This is a genomic window from Streptomyces sp. NPDC006923, assembly GCF_040635655.1.
Lineage (GTDB): Bacteria > Actinomycetota > Actinomycetes > Streptomycetales > Streptomycetaceae > Streptomyces.
In genome coordinates this window covers 530,461-548,687 of the sequence record NZ_JBEYIF010000004.1, presented here as the reverse complement: position 1 = coordinate 548,687, position 18,227 = coordinate 530,461, and the positions used below count along the sequence as shown (strand labels likewise).

At 70.0% G+C, this 18,227-nt stretch carries 15 protein-coding genes; 4 read left to right on the top strand and 11 right to left on the bottom strand.

Annotation, left to right across the window (positions count from 1 at the left end; genetic code table 11):
* Positions 1 to 16: 16 nt before the first annotated feature.
* The 5 genes from pstS to mshD form a co-directional block, all read right to left on the bottom strand.
* On the bottom strand, positions 17 to 1,147 hold the full coding sequence (pstS, locus tag ABZ707_RS10920; RefSeq protein ID WP_360171202.1) for a phosphate ABC transporter substrate-binding protein PstS: 1,131 nt from the start codon (positions 1,145 to 1,147) through the stop codon (positions 17 to 19).
* 718 nt (positions 1,148 to 1,865) lie between these two features.
* Positions 1,866 to 2,285 carry an NUDIX hydrolase gene (locus ABZ707_RS10915; RefSeq protein WP_360171199.1) on the bottom strand — a complete coding sequence of 140 codons (420 nt, stop codon included), beginning with the start codon at positions 2,283 to 2,285 and terminating at the stop codon, positions 1,866 to 1,868.
* Between the two features lie 47 nt (positions 2,286 to 2,332).
* The gene (locus ABZ707_RS10910; RefSeq protein WP_360171196.1) at positions 2,333 to 3,349 is read right to left on the bottom strand and encodes a CHAD domain-containing protein; all 1,017 of its coding nucleotides are present in this window, start codon (positions 3,347 to 3,349) and stop codon (positions 2,333 to 2,335) included.
* On the bottom strand, positions 3,336 to 5,564 hold the full coding sequence (locus ABZ707_RS10905) for an RNA degradosome polyphosphate kinase (protein ID WP_360171193.1): 2,229 nt from the start codon (positions 5,562 to 5,564) through the stop codon (positions 3,336 to 3,338). Before ABZ707_RS10905 ends, ABZ707_RS10910 begins: the two co-directional genes overlap by 14 nt.
* Before the next feature lie 310 nt (positions 5,565 to 5,874).
* Positions 5,875 to 6,795: a mycothiol synthase gene (mshD, locus tag ABZ707_RS10900; protein WP_360171190.1), complete on the bottom strand. Its 921-nt coding sequence runs from the start codon at positions 6,793 to 6,795 to the stop codon at positions 5,875 to 5,877.
* A gap of 248 nt (positions 6,796 to 7,043) precedes the next feature.
* On the opposite strand from mshD, the gene ABZ707_RS10895 reads away from it, so the two are divergent.
* From ABZ707_RS10895 to ABZ707_RS10885, 3 genes are all read left to right on the top strand, one after another.
* Positions 7,044 to 8,858: a bifunctional metallophosphatase/5'-nucleotidase gene (locus tag ABZ707_RS10895; RefSeq protein ID WP_360171187.1), complete on the top strand. Its 1,815-nt coding sequence runs from the start codon at positions 7,044 to 7,046 to the stop codon at positions 8,856 to 8,858.
* A gap of 946 nt (positions 8,859 to 9,804) precedes the next feature.
* Entirely contained in the window at positions 9,805 to 10,551 is a 747-nt protein-coding gene (locus tag ABZ707_RS10890) for an IPT/TIG domain-containing protein (RefSeq protein WP_360171184.1), read from the top strand.
* A 153-nt stretch (positions 10,552 to 10,704) separates the two neighbouring features.
* Entirely contained in the window at positions 10,705 to 12,012 is a 1,308-nt protein-coding gene (locus ABZ707_RS10885) for an IPT/TIG domain-containing protein (RefSeq protein WP_360171181.1), read from the top strand.
* A gap of 176 nt (positions 12,013 to 12,188) precedes the next feature.
* On the opposite strand, the gene ABZ707_RS10880 is transcribed toward ABZ707_RS10885, so the two are convergent.
* From ABZ707_RS10880 to ABZ707_RS10860, 5 genes are all read right to left on the bottom strand, one after another.
* Positions 12,189 to 13,436 carry an ice-binding family protein gene (locus ABZ707_RS10880; protein WP_360171178.1) on the bottom strand — a complete coding sequence of 416 codons (1,248 nt, stop codon included), beginning with the start codon at positions 13,434 to 13,436 and terminating at the stop codon, positions 12,189 to 12,191.
* A gap of 590 nt (positions 13,437 to 14,026) precedes the next feature.
* Entirely contained in the window at positions 14,027 to 14,731 is a 705-nt protein-coding gene (locus ABZ707_RS10875; RefSeq protein WP_360171175.1) for a hypothetical protein, read from the bottom strand.
* A complete protein-coding gene (locus tag ABZ707_RS10870; RefSeq protein WP_360171172.1) occupies positions 14,728 to 15,252 on the bottom strand; it encodes a SigE family RNA polymerase sigma factor in 525 nt (174 codons plus the stop codon). The genes ABZ707_RS10875 and ABZ707_RS10870 overlap by 4 nt, the downstream gene beginning before the upstream one ends.
* 87 nt (positions 15,253 to 15,339) lie before the next feature.
* The gene (locus ABZ707_RS10865) at positions 15,340 to 15,903 is read right to left on the bottom strand and encodes a hypothetical protein (RefSeq protein ID WP_360171169.1); all 564 of its coding nucleotides are present in this window, start codon (positions 15,901 to 15,903) and stop codon (positions 15,340 to 15,342) included.
* Positions 15,904 to 16,097: 194 nt separating this feature from the next.
* Complete coding sequence (locus ABZ707_RS10860; RefSeq protein WP_360171166.1) at positions 16,098 to 17,150, bottom strand: hypothetical protein; 1,053 nt, start codon at positions 17,148 to 17,150, stop codon at positions 16,098 to 16,100.
* Between the two features lie 285 nt (positions 17,151 to 17,435).
* Between ABZ707_RS10860 and ABZ707_RS10855 the strand changes: the two genes are divergently transcribed.
* Positions 17,436 to 17,636 carry a DUF397 domain-containing protein gene (locus tag ABZ707_RS10855; RefSeq protein ID WP_360171163.1) on the top strand — a complete coding sequence of 67 codons (201 nt, stop codon included), beginning with the start codon at positions 17,436 to 17,438 and terminating at the stop codon, positions 17,634 to 17,636.
* Here the strand turns inward: ABZ707_RS10855 and ABZ707_RS10850 are convergent.
* Positions 17,605 to 18,201, bottom strand: a complete 597-nt coding sequence (locus ABZ707_RS10850; RefSeq protein WP_360171160.1) for a hypothetical protein — start codon at positions 18,199 to 18,201, stop codon at positions 17,605 to 17,607. The two genes, ABZ707_RS10855 and ABZ707_RS10850, sit on opposite strands and share 32 nt — an antisense overlap.
* Between the last annotated feature and the right edge of the window lie 26 nt (positions 18,202 to 18,227).

Genomic DNA, 18,227 nt, shown 5'->3' with positions numbered 1-18,227 from the left:
GGCCGTCACTGACGGACTACGAGAGGGAGGCGACCGTCTCGCGGACCTTGGCGTTGATCTCGGCCGGGATCGGCGCGTAGCCGGCCTCGGAGAGAACCTTCTGGCCCTCGTCGCTGGACGTGTAGGTGAGGAAGGACTTGACCGTGGACAGCGTCTCGGCCTTGTTGCCCTTGTCGCAGGCGATCTCGTACGTCACCAGGACGACCGGGTAGGCACCCTCGGCCTTGGTGGTGTAGTCGAGGTCGAGCGCCAGGTCCTTGCCGGTGCCCTTGACCTTGGCGGCGGCGATGGCCTTGGACGCGTTCTCCGACGTCGCCTCGACCGGGGCGCTGGCGCCCGTGTCGATCTTGACGGTGGAGATCTGCTGCGAGGTGGCGTAGGAGAGCTCGAAGTAACCGATCGAGCCGTCGACCTGCTTCACCTGCGTGGCCACACCGGCGGAGCCGGAGGCAGCCTGGCCACCGGGGGCCGGCCACTTCTTCTCGGCCTCGTACTTCCAGTCGGACGTGGCGGTGGCGCCCAGGTACTTGCCGAGGTTCTGCGTGGTGCCGGAGTCCTCGGAGCGGTGGAAGGCCTGGATCGGCTTGTTGGGAAGCTTGACGCCCGGGTTCAGCTTGGCGATCGCCTGGTCGTTCCAGTTCTTGATCTTCGTGTCGAAGATCTTGGCGAGCGTGGGGGCGTCGAGGACGAGGCTGTCCACACCCTCCAGGTGGTAACCGATGGCGATCGGGCCGCCGACCATGGGCAGGTTGATGCCCTGGCCGCCCGCGCAGATCTTCTTGGAGTCGGCGACCTCTTCGGGCTTGAGCGCCGAGTCGGAGCCGGCCACGCTGACGGTGCCCTGGTTGAAGGCGATGATGCCCTCGCCGGAGGAGGAGGACTTGTAGTTGACCTCCACGCCGGAGCAGGTGGCCATGTAGTTCTTGATCCAGAGGTCCATGGCGTTCTTCTGCGCGCTGGAACCGGAGGCCAGGAGCTGACCCTTGGCGCCGTCACATATGGCGTTCGCGGCGGCGCTGGTCGGCTTCGTCGAGGCGCCGGTACCGCTGTTGTCGTCCGAGCCGCACGCCGTGAGAACCAGGGCGCCGGAGACGGCGAGGGCACCGAGCGCGGTGGCGCGCAGCCCGTTCTTGCGCTGAAGCTTCACTTCGGGTGTTTCCTTCCAGGAGCCGCCGGCCTGTGTGTTTTCTACGGCGGCGTGCGTCGGGGTGGTTGGTGTGGCGCTGAGCCGGTCACCGTGTAAGTCCGAAATTAGGCAGATCAGGTGAAGCCGTCGACGGGGCCGAGTGAACGGAAGGTGAACCATGGCATACGGCCTGGTGCGGCACGCAAAAGCTCACCCAATTGGGGTAGCGGCCTTCTTTTTGGGGCTCGGTTCGCCTCCGGGCGCTTTATGCGCCACTTCGTGAGGCGGGGCGGGTCAGCCGGGGCGTCCTGGCAGGGGCGCCTCGGCGGAGTGCGCTTCCTCCGGCGCGAGGCGCGGTACCCCGGCCACCGGTGCTGACGGGACAGCTCTCGGCCGCCGGGCGGCTCAGGTCGCACGGCCCGGCGGTCACCCGCCCGCCTCCGCTGTTCGGGAACGGAGAGGGAGTGCGCGCGGAGGTTCGTGAGGTATGAGCGAATCGAGCACGGTCGAGTGTCGACAGGGGCACAAAGCGCCCGGAGGCGAACCGAGCCCTGAAAAAAGGGGGGTGAGTGAGCCGAAGGGCGCGCCGCTGTCGAGAGGGAGAGCGCGCGGAGGTTCGTGAGGTACGAGCGGATCGAGCACGGTCGAGTGTCGACAGGGGCACAAAGCGCCCGGAGGTGAACCGAGCCCTGAAAAAAGGGGGGGCGCGGGCGAACCGAGCCCCCCAACAGAGCGCGCCCTAAAGCGCCCGCAGCAGCGCGTCCACCAGCACGCGGTCCCTCGGCTGCGTCAGGCGCTCCCGGGCCGCCGCCGGCGGGAGCCAGACGATCCGGTCGACCTCGTCGTTCGGTGTGAAGGCCCCGTCGGTCGCCTCGGCCGCCCAGTAGGTGGCCTCCTTGGGGCGGCCCTGGGCCAGATAGCGGACGGTGCCCAGCCGGGGGCCGGGCGCGCAGTGGTGGCCCGTCTCCTCCAGCACTTCGCGCAGGGCGGCGGACAGGATGTCCTCCGCGTGCTTGAGCTTGCCCTTGGGGTGCGACCAGTCGTCGTACTTGGGCCGGTGCACCAGACAGATCTCCGGGCCGCCGTCCTCCTCCCGCGAGTGGCGCCAGAGCACACAGCCCGCCGCGACCACGATGTCTTCTCCGCCGTCCGCGGGCATGGTCCCTCCCCCGTCGCCGTTCGCGTTCGGTGGCGTGTTCGCTGTGTTCATGGGGCGGTCGCCGCCACCTGCTGCCACACCTGCTGGAAGGCGAAGCGGGCCGCCTCGACCTCGTGCCGCTGGTCGGCGTGGAGCACGCCCAGGGCGTAGGCGGTCGCCGGGGCGATCCGCGGTGTGCGGGCCGCGTTCGCCGCGGCGGCGGCGGCCTCGGCCGCGTCGCGGTGCCGGTCCAGGGCCGTGACCGCGCTCAGCAGCACCGGATCGGGGGCGCCGCCGGCGCACCACACCTCCTGTGCGTACCGGTGCAGCCGCAGCAGTCGCCGCACCTGATGCCAGGGCGCGTCCTGTGCCTCGCCGTCCGACGCGGTGGCCAGCCCGTGGACCAGGGCCTCCGCGTTGTACGGGTGCGCGGCGCGCGCCAGCGGCAGGCGGGCGACGCCGTCCAGGAGCTGTCGTTCGGTGCCTTCGCCCGGCCCGGCCAGCATCTCGACGGCCGGGGCCGACGCCATCGGTGCCAGTGGCACCTCGGAGGCCAGTACGGCCACGGCGTCCGCGACCGCGTGGAAGCGGGACGAGCCGAGCGCCTGGAGCGCCGCCGAGTGGGCGCGGGTCCTGGCGAGGGTGAGCTGGCGCTCCAGCAGGGCTCCGGCGCGGGACGCTCCGACGGTGAGCGCGCCCGGAGGCCGGCCGTCCGGAGCGGTCTCTGTCCCGGGCGCGGGTATCGGCGAGGCGCCCGAGAGCCGCGCCAGCGCGCCGAGCAGCCGGTGCAGCCTGGCCGTGCAGGCGTGTTCCTGGGCGAGGGTGCCGGACAGCCAGCCCAGTTCCGTACGGAGCTGGTCGGCCCAGACCGGGTCGAGCAGCGGCCGGAAGGTGTGCAGGCCGCCGCCTATCCTGCGGGCCGCGCCGCGCAGGGCACGCGCGGCGGCCTCGGCCGTCGCGGTGTCCGAGCCGCTCTCGCTGTACATCCGCAGGCTGCGCAGGAAGTCGCCGGCGCGGGAGTGCAGATACCCGGCCAGGACCTCCCCCGCTGTCAGCCGGTCGGTGTCCACTTCATGGTGCTGCACGCCGGCGCCTCCGGGCGTCTATGAGCATTTCCTGTATGTTCCGCAGCGGCTGACCCTCCGCATCCGTGGCATGCCGGGTCCAGTTGCCGTCCGCGCCGAGGTGCCAGGAAGAGGTGGTGTCGGACATCCCGGTCTCCAGCAGCCGGGTGAGTGCCGCGCGGTGGGCCGGGTCGGTGACCCGGACCAGTGCTTCGATACGGCGGTCGAGATTGCGGTGCATCATGTCGGCGCTGCCGAGCCAGACCTCGGGCTCCCCGCCGTTGCCGAAGGCGAAGACCCGGGAGTGCTCCAGGAAGCGGCCCAGGATCGAGCGGACCCGGATGTTCTCGGAGAGGCCGGCGACTCCGGGCCGTACGGCGCAGATGCCGCGGACCCAGATGTCGACCGGCACTCCGGCCTGGGAGGCCCGGTAGCAGGCGTCGATGACGGCTTCGTCGACCATCGAGTTGACCTTGATACGGACATAGGCGGGGCGGCCCGCGCGGTGGTGCGCGGTTTCCTTGTTGATACGGGTGATGAGTCCGTCACGCAGGGACTTCGGGGCGACCAGCAGCCGGCGGTAGGTCTCCCGGCGCGAGTAGCCGGAGAGCCGGTTGAACAGGTCCGAGAGATCCGCGCCGACCTGCGGGTCCGCGGTGAGCAGACCGAGGTCCTCGTAGAGCCGTGCCGTCTTCGGGTGGTAGTTGCCCGTGCCGACATGGCTGTAGCGGCGCAGGTTCTCGCCCTCCTGCCGGACCACCAGGGAGAGCTTGCAGTGGGTCTTCAGCCCGACCAGGCCGTACACCACATGGCAGCCGGCCTCTTCGAGCTTGCGCGCCCATTTGATGTTGGCCTGCTCGTCGAAGCGGGCCTTGATCTCGACGAGGACGAGGACCTGCTTGCCCGATTCCGCGGCGTCGATCAGCGCGTCGACTATGGGGGAGTCGCCGGACGTCCGGTACAGCGTCTGCTTGATGGCCAGCACGTCCGGGTCGGCGGCGGCCTGCTCCAGGAACGCCTGGACGGAGGTGGAGAACGAGTCGTACGGGTGGTGCAGCAGCACGTCCCGCTCGCGCAGGGCCGCGAAGATGTCCGGAGCGGAGGCGGACTCCACTTCGGCGAGGTCCCGGTGCGTGCCCGCGATGAACTTCGGGTACTTCAGCTCGGGCCGGTCCAGCGCCGAGATCCCGAAGAGTGCCGTGAGATCCAGCGGCCCCGGCAGCGGATAGACCTCGGAGTCGGACACCTTCAGCTCGCGGACCAGCAGGTCCAGGACGTACGGGTCGATGGACTCCTCGACCTCCAGGCGGACCGGCGGGCCGAAGCGGCGCCGCATGAGCTCCTTCTCCAGCGCCTTGAGGAGGTTCTCGGCGTCGTCCTCCTCCACCTCCAGGTCCTCGTTGCGGGTGACCCGGAACATGTGGTGCGCCAGGACCTCCATCCCGGGGAAGAGCTCCTCCAGATGGGCGGCGATGACGTCCTCCAGCGGCACGTACCGCTGGAGCGAGGCCTCCAGAAAGCGGGAGAGCAGCGGCGGCACCTTGACCCGCGCGAAGTGGCGGTGGCCGCTGACCGGGTTGCGGACGACGACCGCGAGGTTCAGCGAGAGGCCCGAGATGTACGGGAAGGGGTGTGCCGGGTCCACCGCGAGCGGGGTGAGCACCGGGAAGATCTGCTGGCGGAAGAGCGTGAAGAGGCGGCCCTGCTCCTTCTCGGTCAGCTCGGGCCAGCGGATGATGTGTATGCCCTCGTCGGCGAGTGCCGGGGCTATGTCCTGCTGGTAGCAGGCGGCGTGCCGGGCCATGAGCTCCCGGGAGCGGGTCCAGATCAGGTCGAGGACCTCGCGGGGCTGGAGGCCGGACGCGGAGCGGGTGGCGACGCCGGTGGCGATGCGCCGTTTGAGGCCGGCCACCCTGACCATGAAGAACTCGTCCAGGTTGGACGCGAAGATGGCGAGGAAGTTGGCCCGTTCGAGAAGCGGGGTCGCGGGGTCCTCGGCGAGTTCGAGGACGCGTTCGTTGAAGGCGAGCCAGCTCCGCTCGCGGTCGAGGAACCGCCCGTGGGGCAGTTTCGCGTCGTCGGGCCCGGGTTCCTCCTCGTACGCGTCGAGGTCGGCGTCCAGATCCGGTTCGAGGTCGGAGCCGCCCGTGGCGACGGTGTGCGGTCGGTGGGCGGCTATGAAACCGACGGACGGCTGGGAGTGCTGTGCCGGGACCTCGGCGGGCTGCTGGCTCATATCCCCATTCTTCCGCGCTGAGGGCATTACAGGCGCGTCGGAGAGAGCAGGGGTGAGGTAGATCCTGCCGTTCGGAGTGGGGGGCACCGCGGGCTGCATTCACCGAGCGTCGCAAGAGCGTCTGAATGGCCGGTAACGGCGACATGACGTGAAGGAAAGCGGGGCGGGGCTCCCCGGGGCCGCCCGCCGCCCCGGACCGGCGTCCGGGGCGCTGACCTGGGAACGTACGGACGCCGGCCGAACGTTCCCGCGAGCCGGCCGGCGGGCGGGACAGGCCGCGCGGAGGGTCCGCGCGGAGGCGTCAGGACAGTCAGGACTCCGTGCGGTACATCAGGTCCACCTCGTGGGTGGTGAAGCCCAGCCGCTCGTACACCGTCACCGCGGCCGTGTTGTCCGCGTCGACGTAGAGCATCGCGGTCGGCAGCGCCTCGGCCGCGAGATGGCGCAGGCCGATCGCGGTGAGCGCCTTGCCGAGACCGCCGCCCTGCGCGTCCGGCCTGATGCCCACGACATACACCTCGCCGAGGCGCTCCTCGGCGTGCACCTTGGTCCAGTGGAAACCGATCAGTTCGCCGTCGCGCTCGGCGAGGAAGAAGCCCTTCGGGTCGAACCACGGCTCGGCCTTGCGGTCGTCCAGGTCCCGCTGGGTCAGCGTGCCCTGTTCCGGGTGGTGGGCGAAGGCGGCGGAGTTGACGGCGAGCCAGGCCGCGTCGTCCTGTCCCGGCACGAAGGTACGGATGGTCACTCCGGCGGGCAGCACCGGCTCGGCGACGGTGAGCGGACTCAACGGCAGGCGCAGTTGGCGCAGTTCACGGAACAGGGTCAGCCCGAGGACCTGCGCGAGATGGCGCGCCGCCGACTTGCCGCCGTGCGCCCACACCCGCAGCCGCTTCCCGGACGCGGTCAGCAGCGCGACTCCGAGCGCCCGGCCGTGGCCGCAGCCGCGCCGGCCGGGGCGGACGACCAGCTCGGCCGCCGGCGCCTCGATGGGGTCGGTGTCCTCAAGCTGGCCGTACCCGACGAGCTCGTCGTCGACGGTCAGCAGGAAATGGCGCACACCCTCCCGGTGTCCGCCGCGCAACTGGAGCCGGCCCTGTTCGGAGACGGCCTGCACCCCGTCCGACACGACCGCTTCCGCGAGCAGGCCGAGGACGTCCTCCGCCTGCTCCGGGGTGAGCGCGTCGAGGGTCTGGATCTGCCGGCCGGTGTCGCGGGCTGCTGCGTCAGTCATGCGTCGAGGGTACGGCGAGAGCCCCGGGCGGGCGGAGTACGGGTGGCGGTGTGGCCGGACCCGCCCGGGGCGTCCCGTCCCGCGGGGCAGGGCCGGCGGCGGCGCCCAACGGCAACCAGCTCGTAACCCGCACCCCCTGTCGAGCTACGCGCGTTGACTCTAGGCTGCGCCTCGCAGTCTTCACGGACTCCGGGGCCTCGGGGCGCCGGATCCCTCACGACCCTCACGCTGAATTCACAAGGGGACCGATGTCAGCGACACCGCAGAAGAACCGCGCGGCCCGGCGGTTGCTCGCCGCAGCCGCCGGTCTGGCCACCGTGGGCGCGCTCGCCGCCGCGATGCCGGCCGCCGCCCATGACCGCGGTCACGGGCACGGGCACGGCCACCAGAAGCCGAACACCGTGGACGTTCAACTGCTGTCCTTCAACGACCTGCACGGAAACCTGGAGCCGCCGGCCGGTTCGTCCGGGACCGTCAACGAGAAGCAGGCCGACGGCACGACCAAGGCGATCCCCGCCGGTGGCGTCGAGTACCTGGCGTCCTCGCTGCGCACCGCGCGCAAGGGCAACCCGTACTCCGTCACGGCGGCGGCCGGTGACCTGGTGGGCGCGAGCCCCCTGCTGTCCGGCCTCTTCCACGACGAGCCGACCATCGAGGCGCTCAACAAGATGGACCTCGATGTGACGTCCGTCGGCAACCACGAGTTCGACGAGGGCGCTGTCGAGCTGGCCCGGCTCCAGAACGGCGGCTGCCATCCGACCGCGGGCTGCTACGAGCGCGGGAAGAAGTTCAAGGGCGCCGACTTCCCGTATCTCGCCGCCAATGTGACGTCCGAGAAGACCGGCAAGCCGGTCCTCAAGCCGTACACGGTCTGGAAGAAGAACGGCGTCAAGATCGGCTTCATCGGGGTGACCCTGGAGGGCACGCCGAACATCGTGACCGCCGAGGGCGTCAAGGGGCTCAAGTTCCACGATGAGATCGAGACGGTCAACAAGTACGCCAAGGAGCTGGACCGGCAGGGCGTCAAGTCGATCGTCGCGCTGATCCACGAGGGCGGGCTGCCCGCCTCCTCCGCCTACAACTACGACTGTGACAGCCCGGCCGTCGGCGGCGGTGTCTCCGGTCCGATCGTCGACATCGCCAAGGGCATCTCGCCGAAGGTCGACGCGCTGGTCACGGGCCACACGCACAACGCGTACGTCTGCACGATCCCGGACCCGGCCGGCAAGCCGCGTCTGGTCACGTCGGCCTCGTCGTTCGGCAGGCTCTACACGGACACCACGCTCACCTACGACCGCCGGACCAACGACATCGTGCGTACGGGCGTGAAGTCGGCGAACCACATTGTCAGCCGCGAGCAGCCGAAGGCCGCGGACATGACCTCGCTGATCACGCGCTGGAACACGCTGGCCGCGCCGGTCGCCAACACCGCGCAGGGCTTCATCTCCGCGGACATCAACGGCCGCGGCGCGACGACGCCGGAGTCGCCGCTCGGCGATGTGATCGCGGACGCCCAGCTCGCGGGCATGGCACCGGCCGACAAGGGCGGCGCGCAGGTCGCCTTCATGAACCCGGGCGGCATCAGGTCGGACCTGGTCTACAAGGCGTCCGGCGCCGAGGGCGACGGCGTGGTGACCTACGGCGAGTCCTTCACGGTGCAGCCGTTCACCAACATGATGAACGCGGTGGACCTGACGGGCGCCCAGCTCGTCACGGCGCTCCAGCAGCAGGTCAGCGGAGCGAACGAGAGCTCCCCGAAGATCCTCCAGATCTCGCACAACCTGGCCTACACCCTGGACATGACGAAGACGGGCGCGGCCCGCGTGGTCACGGACTCGGTGCGGCTGAACGGCGAGGCGATCGACCCGGCGAAGACGTACCGGGTCGCGATGAACGAGTTCCTGGCGGGCGGCGGTGACGGCTTCGCGGCTCTGGGCCAGGGCACCAACAAGCTGGTGGGTCCGTCGGACCTGGACCTGTTCAACGCCTACCTGGCGGCGAACTCCTCGGCGACGGCCCCGCTGGACCCGCCGGCGGCGAACAGGATCACGGTCATCAGGTAGTCGTATCGATGGCGCCGGGACCGGCGCCCGGCCGGTTCCACGACCGGTAGCACGAGTGAACGAAGGGCGGCGGGCCATGTGCCCGCCGCCCTTCGGCATGCCAGGAAAGGCCCGTGGCCGTCAACCGCGCCCGTCGGTCCCCGGGGTGTTCGAAAAAACAGGGGGCGGATCGGGTCTCCTCCGTCACGCCCATCTACGCGCGTGCGCTGCTCCGTTCGGGTGACCGCGTGACAAGTTGCTTGCGCCATATTCGCTTGGTATGGGTGACTGATGTCTCCGAACCGGTGGGCCGCCCATCCCTCTCCGGGGGAGCGCGGCACCGGCTATTCGCCGACAGTCCTTGCACGACGGATCTTGACAGCGTTTTCGCCGTCCGGTCGCGATGGGCGCCCCCGAAGGGGATTTTGGACCCACCCCAGCAGATGCCATGGTCCGGCAGCCGCTGGTGTGGCGACCTTCCGCCTTACGTAATGGAGCAGTACGCGAGCCATCCGCGTACACCGAGTCGAGGCCGCGCGAGCGGCCAGGGGACTCTACGACACATGGTGCGGCGTTGCCGCCGTGGTCGAGTCAGTACTCGTCACATGAACACCGCAGCCATGTCGAGCCGCTGGATGGCAGTCAATACGTCACCGTGAGCAGGCGACTCCGGCTCGGCCGGAGCTGCCTTCGCTGCGGGCCGGCCACGGCGTCAGGAGCCGGCGGCTCGCCACACGGCTCAGCAACTTCAGGCACCCGCGCGGCGACGGCCGACGTCGGTGTCCCTCCAGAGGCGACTTTCAGGGGCCCCCGGGCGCGCCGGCCAAGCGCGCCCACTGGGCCGGTGAAAGGGGAGGTGAGGGAGCGGACCGACCGGGCACCGGCACCGCCCGTGGGTCCCTCCACAGCTAAGACCGGAATCAACACCCCCATTCATGACAGCAGTTCACACAGAAGGAGTGCGACCATGCCTATCAGCCCCAACCAGGGATCCACCGGAGGCGGCACGCTCGTCACCATCACGGGAACCAACCTCTCCGGCACCACCGCCGTGAACTTCGGTTCCAACCCCGCCACCGCTGTCACCAACGTCTCGCCCACCACGGTCACTGCCGTCTCGCCCTCGGGCACCGGCACGGTCCCCCTGACAGTGGTCACCCCTGGCGGGACCAGCAACCCGGTGCCGTTCTTCTATGTCGGCGCGCCGTTCAAGTCCGGCCTCAGCCAGAGCTCCGGCGCCACCGCTGGTGGCAATACCATCACCATCAGCGGTACGGGCCTGTCCACCGCGACCGGCGTGGCCTTCGGTGCCAACACCGTGACGCCGACGGTCGTGTCCGACAGCCAGATCACCGCTGTCGTCCCGGCGGGCGCGGCGGCCGGACCGGTCGGGGTCAGTGTGACCACCGCCGGTGGTTCCAACAACGGCCTGTCGTACACGTACATCGACGATCCGACCGTCGCGACCGTCCTGCCGGCCACCGGACCGACATCCGGTGGTACCGCGGTGACCATCACGGGCACCAACCTGGCGTCCACGAACCAGGTCACCTTCGACGGAGCGCCGGCGCCGTTCTCGGTCATCAACGCCACGACGGTGTCCGCCGTCACCCCGCCCGGAGTCGCCGGAGCCGTCGACGTCACCGTCTCCAACCCCGCGGGCACCGCGACGGCCGCGGACGCCTTCACCTATGCGGCAGGTCCCGGCATCTGACCGACGCCGGAGTCCTACCGCGCACCGTGTGATCGTCCGTCCGGCCGGGGAGTTTCCGCTTCCCGGCCGGACGGGCCACTCAGTCTTCCTCGCAGTCCGGCCGGAGCTCCGGACGGCAACCCGACACAGGAACCCCCCGATAGGAGAACGGCTGTGGAGACACCCGACAGCCCCGCGTCCCGAGCAGCCCAGCCATCGGCGGTCCTGGCCGCCCCTGTGATCAACGTAAGCAGCCCCGTCTCGGGCGTTCCCGGCACCACGGTCACGCTGACCGGCAGCGGTTTCACCGGCGCGACCTCGGTGAATTTTGGCGCCACCCCGGCCACTTCCTTCACTGTCGTCTCCCCGACCCGGATCACCGCCGTCGCCCCGCCCGGCTCCGGTGCCGTGCAGATCACGGTGACCACGTCCGAGGGAACCAGCAACGGCATTGGCTTCCTCTACACCACGGTCGCCCCGGTGATCACCAGCGTTGTGCCCAACCAGGGTCCGGTCGCCGGCGGGAACACCGTCACGCTGACCGGGACGGGCTTCACCAGCGCGACCGCTGTCCGCTTCGGGGCGACACCGGCCCCTTTTCTCATTGTGTCGGGGACCCAGATCACCGTGATCGCTCCGGCGGGCGGCGCGGGCACGGTCCCTGTGACGGTCACGACCCCCGGCGGCACCAGCGCCGGGGTCTCTTATACGTATGTCGGCGCTCCCTCCGTCACCACCGTGGTCCCCAGCCAGGGGCCCCTCTCGGGCGGAAATACCGTCACGCTGACCGGTACGGGCTTCACCGGGGTCACCGCGGTCCGCTTCGGCGCCACCCCGGCCACGTCCTTCACCGTTGTCACACCGACCCAGATCACCGCCGTCGTCCCCAATGGGGGGCCGGGGCCGGTCCAGGTCACCGTCACCGCGACCGGCGGTACGAGCACGGACGGCGTTTCCTACTTCTATGTGGGCGCGCCGGTCCTCACCGGCGTCGCCCCTCCCGCCGGGCCCCTCGCGGGCGGCAACACCGTGACGCTGACCGGCTCGAATCTTCTGGGGACCACAGCGGTCCGCTTCGGCGTGACCCTGGCCACCTCGTTCACCGTCGTGTCCGCGACGGAGATCAGCGCGGTCGTCCCGGTCGGCGTGGCCGGCACGGTCGGCGTGAGCGTCACCACTCCCGGTGGCACGAGCAATGCCGTCTCGTACCAGTACGCGGCCGCGCCGATCCTCACCACCGTGGTCCCGGACGAGGGCCCGCTGGCGGGCGGCAACACGGTCACCCTGACCGGCAGCAATTTCACGGGCACCACGGGGGTCCTCTTCGGGGCCGTGCCGGCCGCCTTCATCGTGGTCTCCAACACCCAGCTGACCGCCACCGCGCCGCCCGGCGCGGCCGGGGCGGTCAATGTCACCGTCGTCGCCCCCGGCGGCACCAGTACCGGTGTCCCCTACACCCGGCTCGCGCCGCCCGGGATCTGAGCGGACGCGGTGACATGTTCCCGGTCTCGTCGAGGCGCCTTCACGGACCGGGAAACAACGAGCGGCGCGTGACGGAATCGATGACGATCCGTCGCGCGCCGCTCACCCCACCCGCTCGTACGGTCCGTACGAGCGGACATCACGCTCCGGCCCGCGAGGGCCGGAGCGGTTCTTTCTCAGCCCAGGTAGCCGTGGCCGCCGAAGGGGCTCGGCCGGTGGCCGTATCCCTGGTGGTGGCCGTAGCTGGGCTTCTTGCCGTAGCCGTAGTTCTCGGCGTAGCTGGGCTTCTTGCCGTAGCCGTAGTTCTCGCCGTAGCTGGGCTTCTTGCCGTAGCCGTAGTTCTCGCCGTAGCCGGGCTTCTTGCCGTAGCCGAAGTTGGGCTTCGAGCCGTATCCCTGGTGGTGGCCGTAGCCGGGCTTGAAGAAGTGGTGCTTACCGGGCTTGAAGTGGTGGTGCTTGCCCGGCCTGTGGTGGCCGCCGTTGGCGCCGCCGGTGGTCGTGGTGGCACCCGTGGTGCCCGCGACGACTCCGCCGGCGATGTTGCCGGCCGTACCACCGGTCGTGAGACCGCCGAGCACACCGCCCAGGATGCCGCCGCTGGTGGTGCCGCCCGTCGTCACACCGGACGTGGTCCCCGAGGTGGTGGCGCCGGTCGTGGTGGTGGCACCGGTCGTGGTGGTGGCGCCGCCGCAGATCGGGCGGGTGATCGTGTTGGTGTCGAGCGTCACCGAGCCGTTACGGGCCAGCGCCCGGCCGTTGATGGTCGCTCCCGTGGTCGCGCTGATCGAGGTCAGGGCGAGGATGCTGCCGACGAAGGTGGAGGCGGTGCCCAGCGTGGCGGAACTCCCGACCTGCCAGAACACGTTGCACGGCGACGCGCCGTTGACCAGGAGCACCCGGCTGGCGGAGGCCGTCGTCAGGGTCGATCCGATCTGGAACACCCAGACGGCGTTGGGGTCGCCCGCGGCGTCCAGCGTCAGCGTGCCGGTGAGGCCGATCGAGGACGCCGCGCGGTAGACGCCCGGGGCCAGCGTGAGGCCACCGAGGTCACCGGCGATGTTGGCGTCCGGGGCCTGGCCGGCGGCGTTGTTGTACGCCGTGGTGAGGTCCGTCTGCGCCTGAAGGGCCACCGCGTCCGCGGAGTGGATGGTTCCGTTGACCAGACCGGGCGGGAACCCGCTGATCGCGGTGCCGGGGCTCACTCCGAGGTCTCCGGTGATCACCGAAGGTCCGGTGTTGGTGACCGACTGGCCGGCGAGAACCGCGAAGCTGGTGGCCGTACCCAGCGGAACGGCCGTCGCGATGGCGCTCGCCTTTGTCGATGTCGTCGCCACCACCACGGCGGCGAGGAGCACGGTGAACACGGCCGCGAACCAGGCCGACAACGCGCGCCGTTGTGGCGCGCCAGGAATGAATAGAGTCATCGAGGAACTAGCTCCCGTGGGATAGACGCTTGGTGACGGTTCCTGGCCGGAGTGAATCCCCTGGTTTCCGCCGTGCGGCATATTACGCAGATTTTTACCTCGGACGTCGGACGCATTTGAGTGATTCTAAGAATTCCGCTATTCGCGAGAGTGGCCAGCAAAGCCGATATTATGAATAATCACTGAGGTGGCGTCACCCCCGGATCGGGGGAGCGAAACCCGAGGTGGTACGGGGTGGGACGGCCCATGGGCGGCACCCGCGGCCGTACTCGGTGCCCACCGTTGGACGGTCGGACCTGGCGAATGTCTCCGTCCGAGAGGTGGCGCATTTCCCCGGCCGATGAACGCCGAAGAATGCCTAAGAATTGCCGCCGCCTCGGTCATGGCCGAGGGCGGCGTAGCGCGGGGCAAATGTACCGGTCCCGGAGAATTCATATGCTGTGTTCCCCCGGGCAATTGGGGCCACCCTGCGTCAATTGCGCGCCAGGAGTGGTCTTGTGGGAATTTCGGGAGACAATTGTCCGCCTGGTCAACCGTGTTGCGGAAGGCGTCGACGGCCCGGCGCGCGCGGTGAGCCGGGCGGGGAGCCCTCAGCTGAGCGGCAGTGAGGCGAGGGTGCGGCCGGCGGCGTCGTAGACGGTGACGCTGCGCACGAAGGTGTCGGGAAAGTCCGGGGAGTCGGGCACCGCGCTGGTGGCGTACCAGACACCCCAGTCGGGGTGACCGGCCAGCCGCAGCATGGTGGCGGTGACCGTGCCCCGCTCGGTGACGACCTTGACGGCGGCGGCCTTGTCGGTGCCGTAGTAGAGGCCGGACAGGAAGTAGCGGTCGCCGACCGCCTCGCTCTGGAAGGCCACGTCGGGCCGGCTGGTGTCGAGGTTGCCGTCGGTGACGCTCCGGAACTGCTCCGCCGTCTCCGGTGTGGACCAGTGCTTTCCCTCCGCGGTCAGCCACAGCTCCGCGCCCGGCAGCACACCCACCCGCTCACCCGGCTCGACCACCCGCACCTCTCTGGCCGGGGCGGTGGGCGACGGGGGCGGAGGCGGGGGCGGAGGTGCGGGCGTGAGGGTGGCCGCCGGTCGCACGACCGGGGCGGGCCCGGCGAGGTGGAGAGCGAGGGCGGCCGGCGGAGCGAGCAGCAGGGCGCAGCCGAGCGCCAGTCCGGCCGCGCGGCGCCGCCGCCGTACCCGGCTCGCCTGCTCGATCGCGGCCAGTGGGACGGGAGAGGGCACGATGTCGTAGGCGGCTTCGGTGAACACCTCACGCAGCCGCTCGAAGTCGGACCGGGACGTCATCGGCGGTCTCCCGAGGCGGATGTGTCGGAGGCGAACGCGGGGTGGGCGCGCAGGGCCTGGAGTCCCCGCCTGGCGTGGGTCTTGACCGTGCCCAGTGAGCAGTTGAGGACCGTGGCGATGTCCTGCTCGCTCAGGTCGTCCCAGTAGCGGAGGACCATCACGGCCCGCTGGCGGGCCGGCAGGGTGGCGAGCGCCTGGTCCAGAGCGGTGCGGCGCTCGACGGCCTCGGCATGCCCGCTGTGCACGCGGTGCACCGTCTCGGGAAGTAACGGCATCAGCAGATGGACGACGCGCTTCTTGCGGATCCGGCTGAGGTTGTTGTTGATCAGTGCCCGGCGTACGTACACGTCGATCTCGTCACGCGGAATGCGCCGCCACCGGGCGTAGACCTTGGTCAGGGTGTTCTGCACCAGGTCCTCGGCCTCGTGGAAATCGCCGGTGAGCATGTGCGCGGTGCGTACGAGGCGGGGCCAGGCCGTGGCGGCGAACTCGGCGAAGTCGCCTTGGCTCTCGTGCGTCACAGCCGGCGGTCCTTTGAGTGGGAGACGTACGACGGAGGAGGGGACGGGGGTGAGGGCCCGGCAGCGCCGGGCCCTCACCGCCGGGGATCAGTCGAGAGGCAGGGAGGTGATGGTGCGCCCTGCGGCGTCGTAGGCCGTCACGCTCCGGAAGAAGGTGTCGGGGAACTGCGGTGAGTCCGGCAGCGCGCTCGTCGTGTACCAGACGCCCCAGCCGGGCCTGCCGGGCAGTTGGAGCAGCTTGGCGTTGACGGTGCCGTACGCGGTGACGACCTTGACGGCGGCGGTCCTGTGGGTGCCGTAGTAGATGCCGGACAGGAAGTAGCGGTCGCCGACCGGCTCGGCCTGGAAGCTGACGCCGGGCCGGCTGGTGTCGAGGTTGCCGTCGACGACGCTCCGGAACTGCTCGCCGATCTCCGGCGTCGACCAGTACTTGCCCTCGGGGGTCAGCCAGACGTCCACGCCGGGCAGGGCCCGTACGCGCTCGCCCGGCGCGACCACGCGCACCGCCGGGGCCGAGTGGGAAGCCGGGGCGACGGTGGCCGCCCCGGCCGCCGGGGCCTTCACCGGAGCGCTCGCGTACGCCGTGGCCGGCGCCGCCAGGACCGCGGCCGCGACCGCCGTGGCCGCCACGTACTTCGTTATCCGTGTCATGGACGTAGGACTCCTTGCGGATCTGGGTGAACAGGTCTCGCTGAACGGGATGGAGGCGCCTCTCCACTCTCTAGAACCCCATCCGCTCGGGTCCTGGATGACACGGTCCGAGGATTTTCCCGTCGCCGCGCTACCCACTCCCGTGCGGGAAACGGTCGAGCCGGCTGCCCGGTGACGGCGGTGTTCGGGGGGAGTCAGACACCCGTGAGGAAGTCCCTGGCGCGTTCGTCCAGTTCGGCGGCGGACCGTACGCCGCGTGCCCGGAAGCGGGCGAGGTCGCGGCGCATGCTGATGACTGCCTTGCGGGTGCGCACGGAGCGGACGCCGTCCATGTGGTCCAGGGCCTGGCCCCAGGTGACACACGCCTGCTCGATCTGACCGCGTTTGAGCTGCATCTCGGCACCTGCCACCAGGTCAAGAGCGACGATTCGCGCGTAAGTTCCGGCGGGGCGGGAGGCGGCGGCGCGACCGTACTGCTCGGCGGCGGTCCGGTGGTCGCCGAGGGTCTCGTAGACCTTCGCGGTACGCGAGTACACCGAGGCAGCGGGCGGCCCCCAGGCCAGGGCCCAGAACGGCACCTCGTCACCCGGTGCCCCAGCCAGCAGGGCGCGGGCCCGCTTGGCTTCGGCCAGGGCAGCCCGGGGCCGGCCGGACTTGGCCAGGGTGTGGGCGTGGACGACACGGAAGAGTGACTCGGTCTGGGCGTCGACCTTGCCTTTGGCACGGTTGAGACCGGTCTCGGCGAGGCTCTGGCAGTGTTCGGGCCGGTGGAGCTTGAGGCCCTGCATGGCCATCGTGCGCATCACGAACCCGTCGTGTCCGGTGACGCCGGATTCGACGGCGAGCGCGTAGGACTGAAGGTAGTAGCGCTGCGCGAGACCCTGCTGGCCGGCGTCGTAGGACTTCCAGCCGAGCAGGTGAACGCCACGGGAGGCGGCGGAGAGCATGTGCCGGCGGATCTCCTCGGTGCGGAAGCGGCCCCGGCACAGCGGGGCAACATCGTCGTGCAGGTACTGCACGAGTGCGCTGCGGCCGTGCTGCCCGCCGTGGCGCTCGTCCATTTCGGAGAAGGCACGGACCATGTCGCGCACCGCGGCGACCTCGGCCATGCCGACGACCTGGCCGGTGCGGGCCGCAGCCGTGCGATCAGCGATCTCTCGCACGTACGAGAGAGGCAGGGCGGCGGCGGCCACTGAGTAGGCGGAGGTGGTCAGGAAGCGGCGCCGGTCCAATTCGTACCTCCACATCGGCAGCAGCGCATCGATCGGGTCTGTCCCGAGAGACAGACCGATGCTGTCAGCAGGACGGCACGATCCTTGCCGACCGCCCGAATCGCCGTCCTTGACCGTACGGCGCGGCTGGCTTCAGCAGTGGGAGCAGGCCGCACGGCCTGCTCCCGAGACTTACACTCCGAGCCTCGTCCGCCACGACGGACAGGGCCCGTCGGGCTGGCATCTGCGTCTGTCCCGGTAGAGACTCCTTCGAGTGGATACATCTGTCACATCGTGCGAGAACGGGTGAGGGACACAGGCATGACCGCGGAAATCAACTGGCAGAAGTCGTCCTTCTCCGGAGCCGACGACAACCAGAACTGCGTCGAGCTGGCCCGCGCCAGCGGCCAGATCATGATGCGTGAGAGCGATGCTCCCGACGTGGTCGTCACCATGAGTCGCGAGAAGCTGCGCGCCTTCCTGCTGGGGATCAAGGCCGGTGAGTTCGACCATCTGATCTGACGGGAGCACTCGCCGCCCGGACATCGGCATCGTCAGGTGGCGGCGGAGGGAGTTCCCTGGCGTATCCGTGCCAGTAGGCGGCTATCGCGCTGGTCTGCTTCACCACCTGTGCCGGCTCAGGCGGGCTTGGCCAGAACTGAAGCAGGTACCTGTCGAGTTGAGGCTCGTCGTCGTCTCTTGTGTCGGCCGCGTTTCCCGCGTCCATCGCGACGGCGCAGTACCGGGCTCGGTAGTCGATCTGTTCGAGGCCGAGGTCCCAACTGGCCTCGCCCGCCCACTGGACGAGCAATGTCCGTGACGACTCGGGTCTGAACGGAACTTCGACGACCTCCTCCCACCAGGGGTCGATCTGCGGCCGGGCGTCATGCAGCTCGACCGTGAACTCGACGCTGCCTGTGTGCAGGCCGGTGATGAGCCACAGCGCTCCCTCCGTGGCGGCACCGCACAGCCCGGCGTCCTGGCCGGCGAAGGACTCCGCGAGCCCGGGTCCTGGTCCGTCGTGGTCACTCTCCACATAGATCTGGCTGTAGGAGACGTACACCTGACCGCTGACCAAAGTCTTCACAACCCCGCCGTCCTTCCGCAGTGCCG

Coding starts and splice junctions, on each gene's coding strand:
- ABZ707_RS10855 (WP_360171163.1), top strand. CDS start 17,436: ATGACCGCGGAAATCAACTGGCAGAAGTCGTCCTTCTCCGGAGCCGAC.
- ABZ707_RS10905 (WP_360171193.1), bottom strand. CDS start 5,564: ATGAGCCAGCAGCCCGCCGAGGTCCCGGCACAGCACTCCCAGCCGTCC.
- ABZ707_RS10915 (WP_360171199.1), bottom strand. CDS start 2,285: ATGCCCGCGGACGGCGGAGAAGACATCGTGGTCGCGGCGGGCTGTGTG.
- ABZ707_RS10895 (WP_360171187.1), top strand. CDS start 7,044: ATGTCAGCGACACCGCAGAAGAACCGCGCGGCCCGGCGGTTGCTCGCC.
- ABZ707_RS10860 (WP_360171166.1), bottom strand. CDS start 17,150: ATGTGGAGGTACGAATTGGACCGGCGCCGCTTCCTGACCACCTCCGCC.
- ABZ707_RS10865 (WP_360171169.1), bottom strand. CDS start 15,903: ATGACACGGATAACGAAGTACGTGGCGGCCACGGCGGTCGCGGCCGCG.
- mshD (WP_360171190.1), bottom strand. CDS start 6,795: ATGACTGACGCAGCAGCCCGCGACACCGGCCGGCAGATCCAGACCCTC.
- ABZ707_RS10880 (WP_360171178.1), bottom strand. CDS start 13,436: ATGACTCTATTCATTCCTGGCGCGCCACAACGGCGCGCGTTGTCGGCC.
- ABZ707_RS10890 (WP_360171184.1), top strand. CDS start 9,805: ATGCCTATCAGCCCCAACCAGGGATCCACCGGAGGCGGCACGCTCGTC.
- ABZ707_RS10875 (WP_360171175.1), bottom strand. CDS start 14,731: ATGACGTCCCGGTCCGACTTCGAGCGGCTGCGTGAGGTGTTCACCGAA.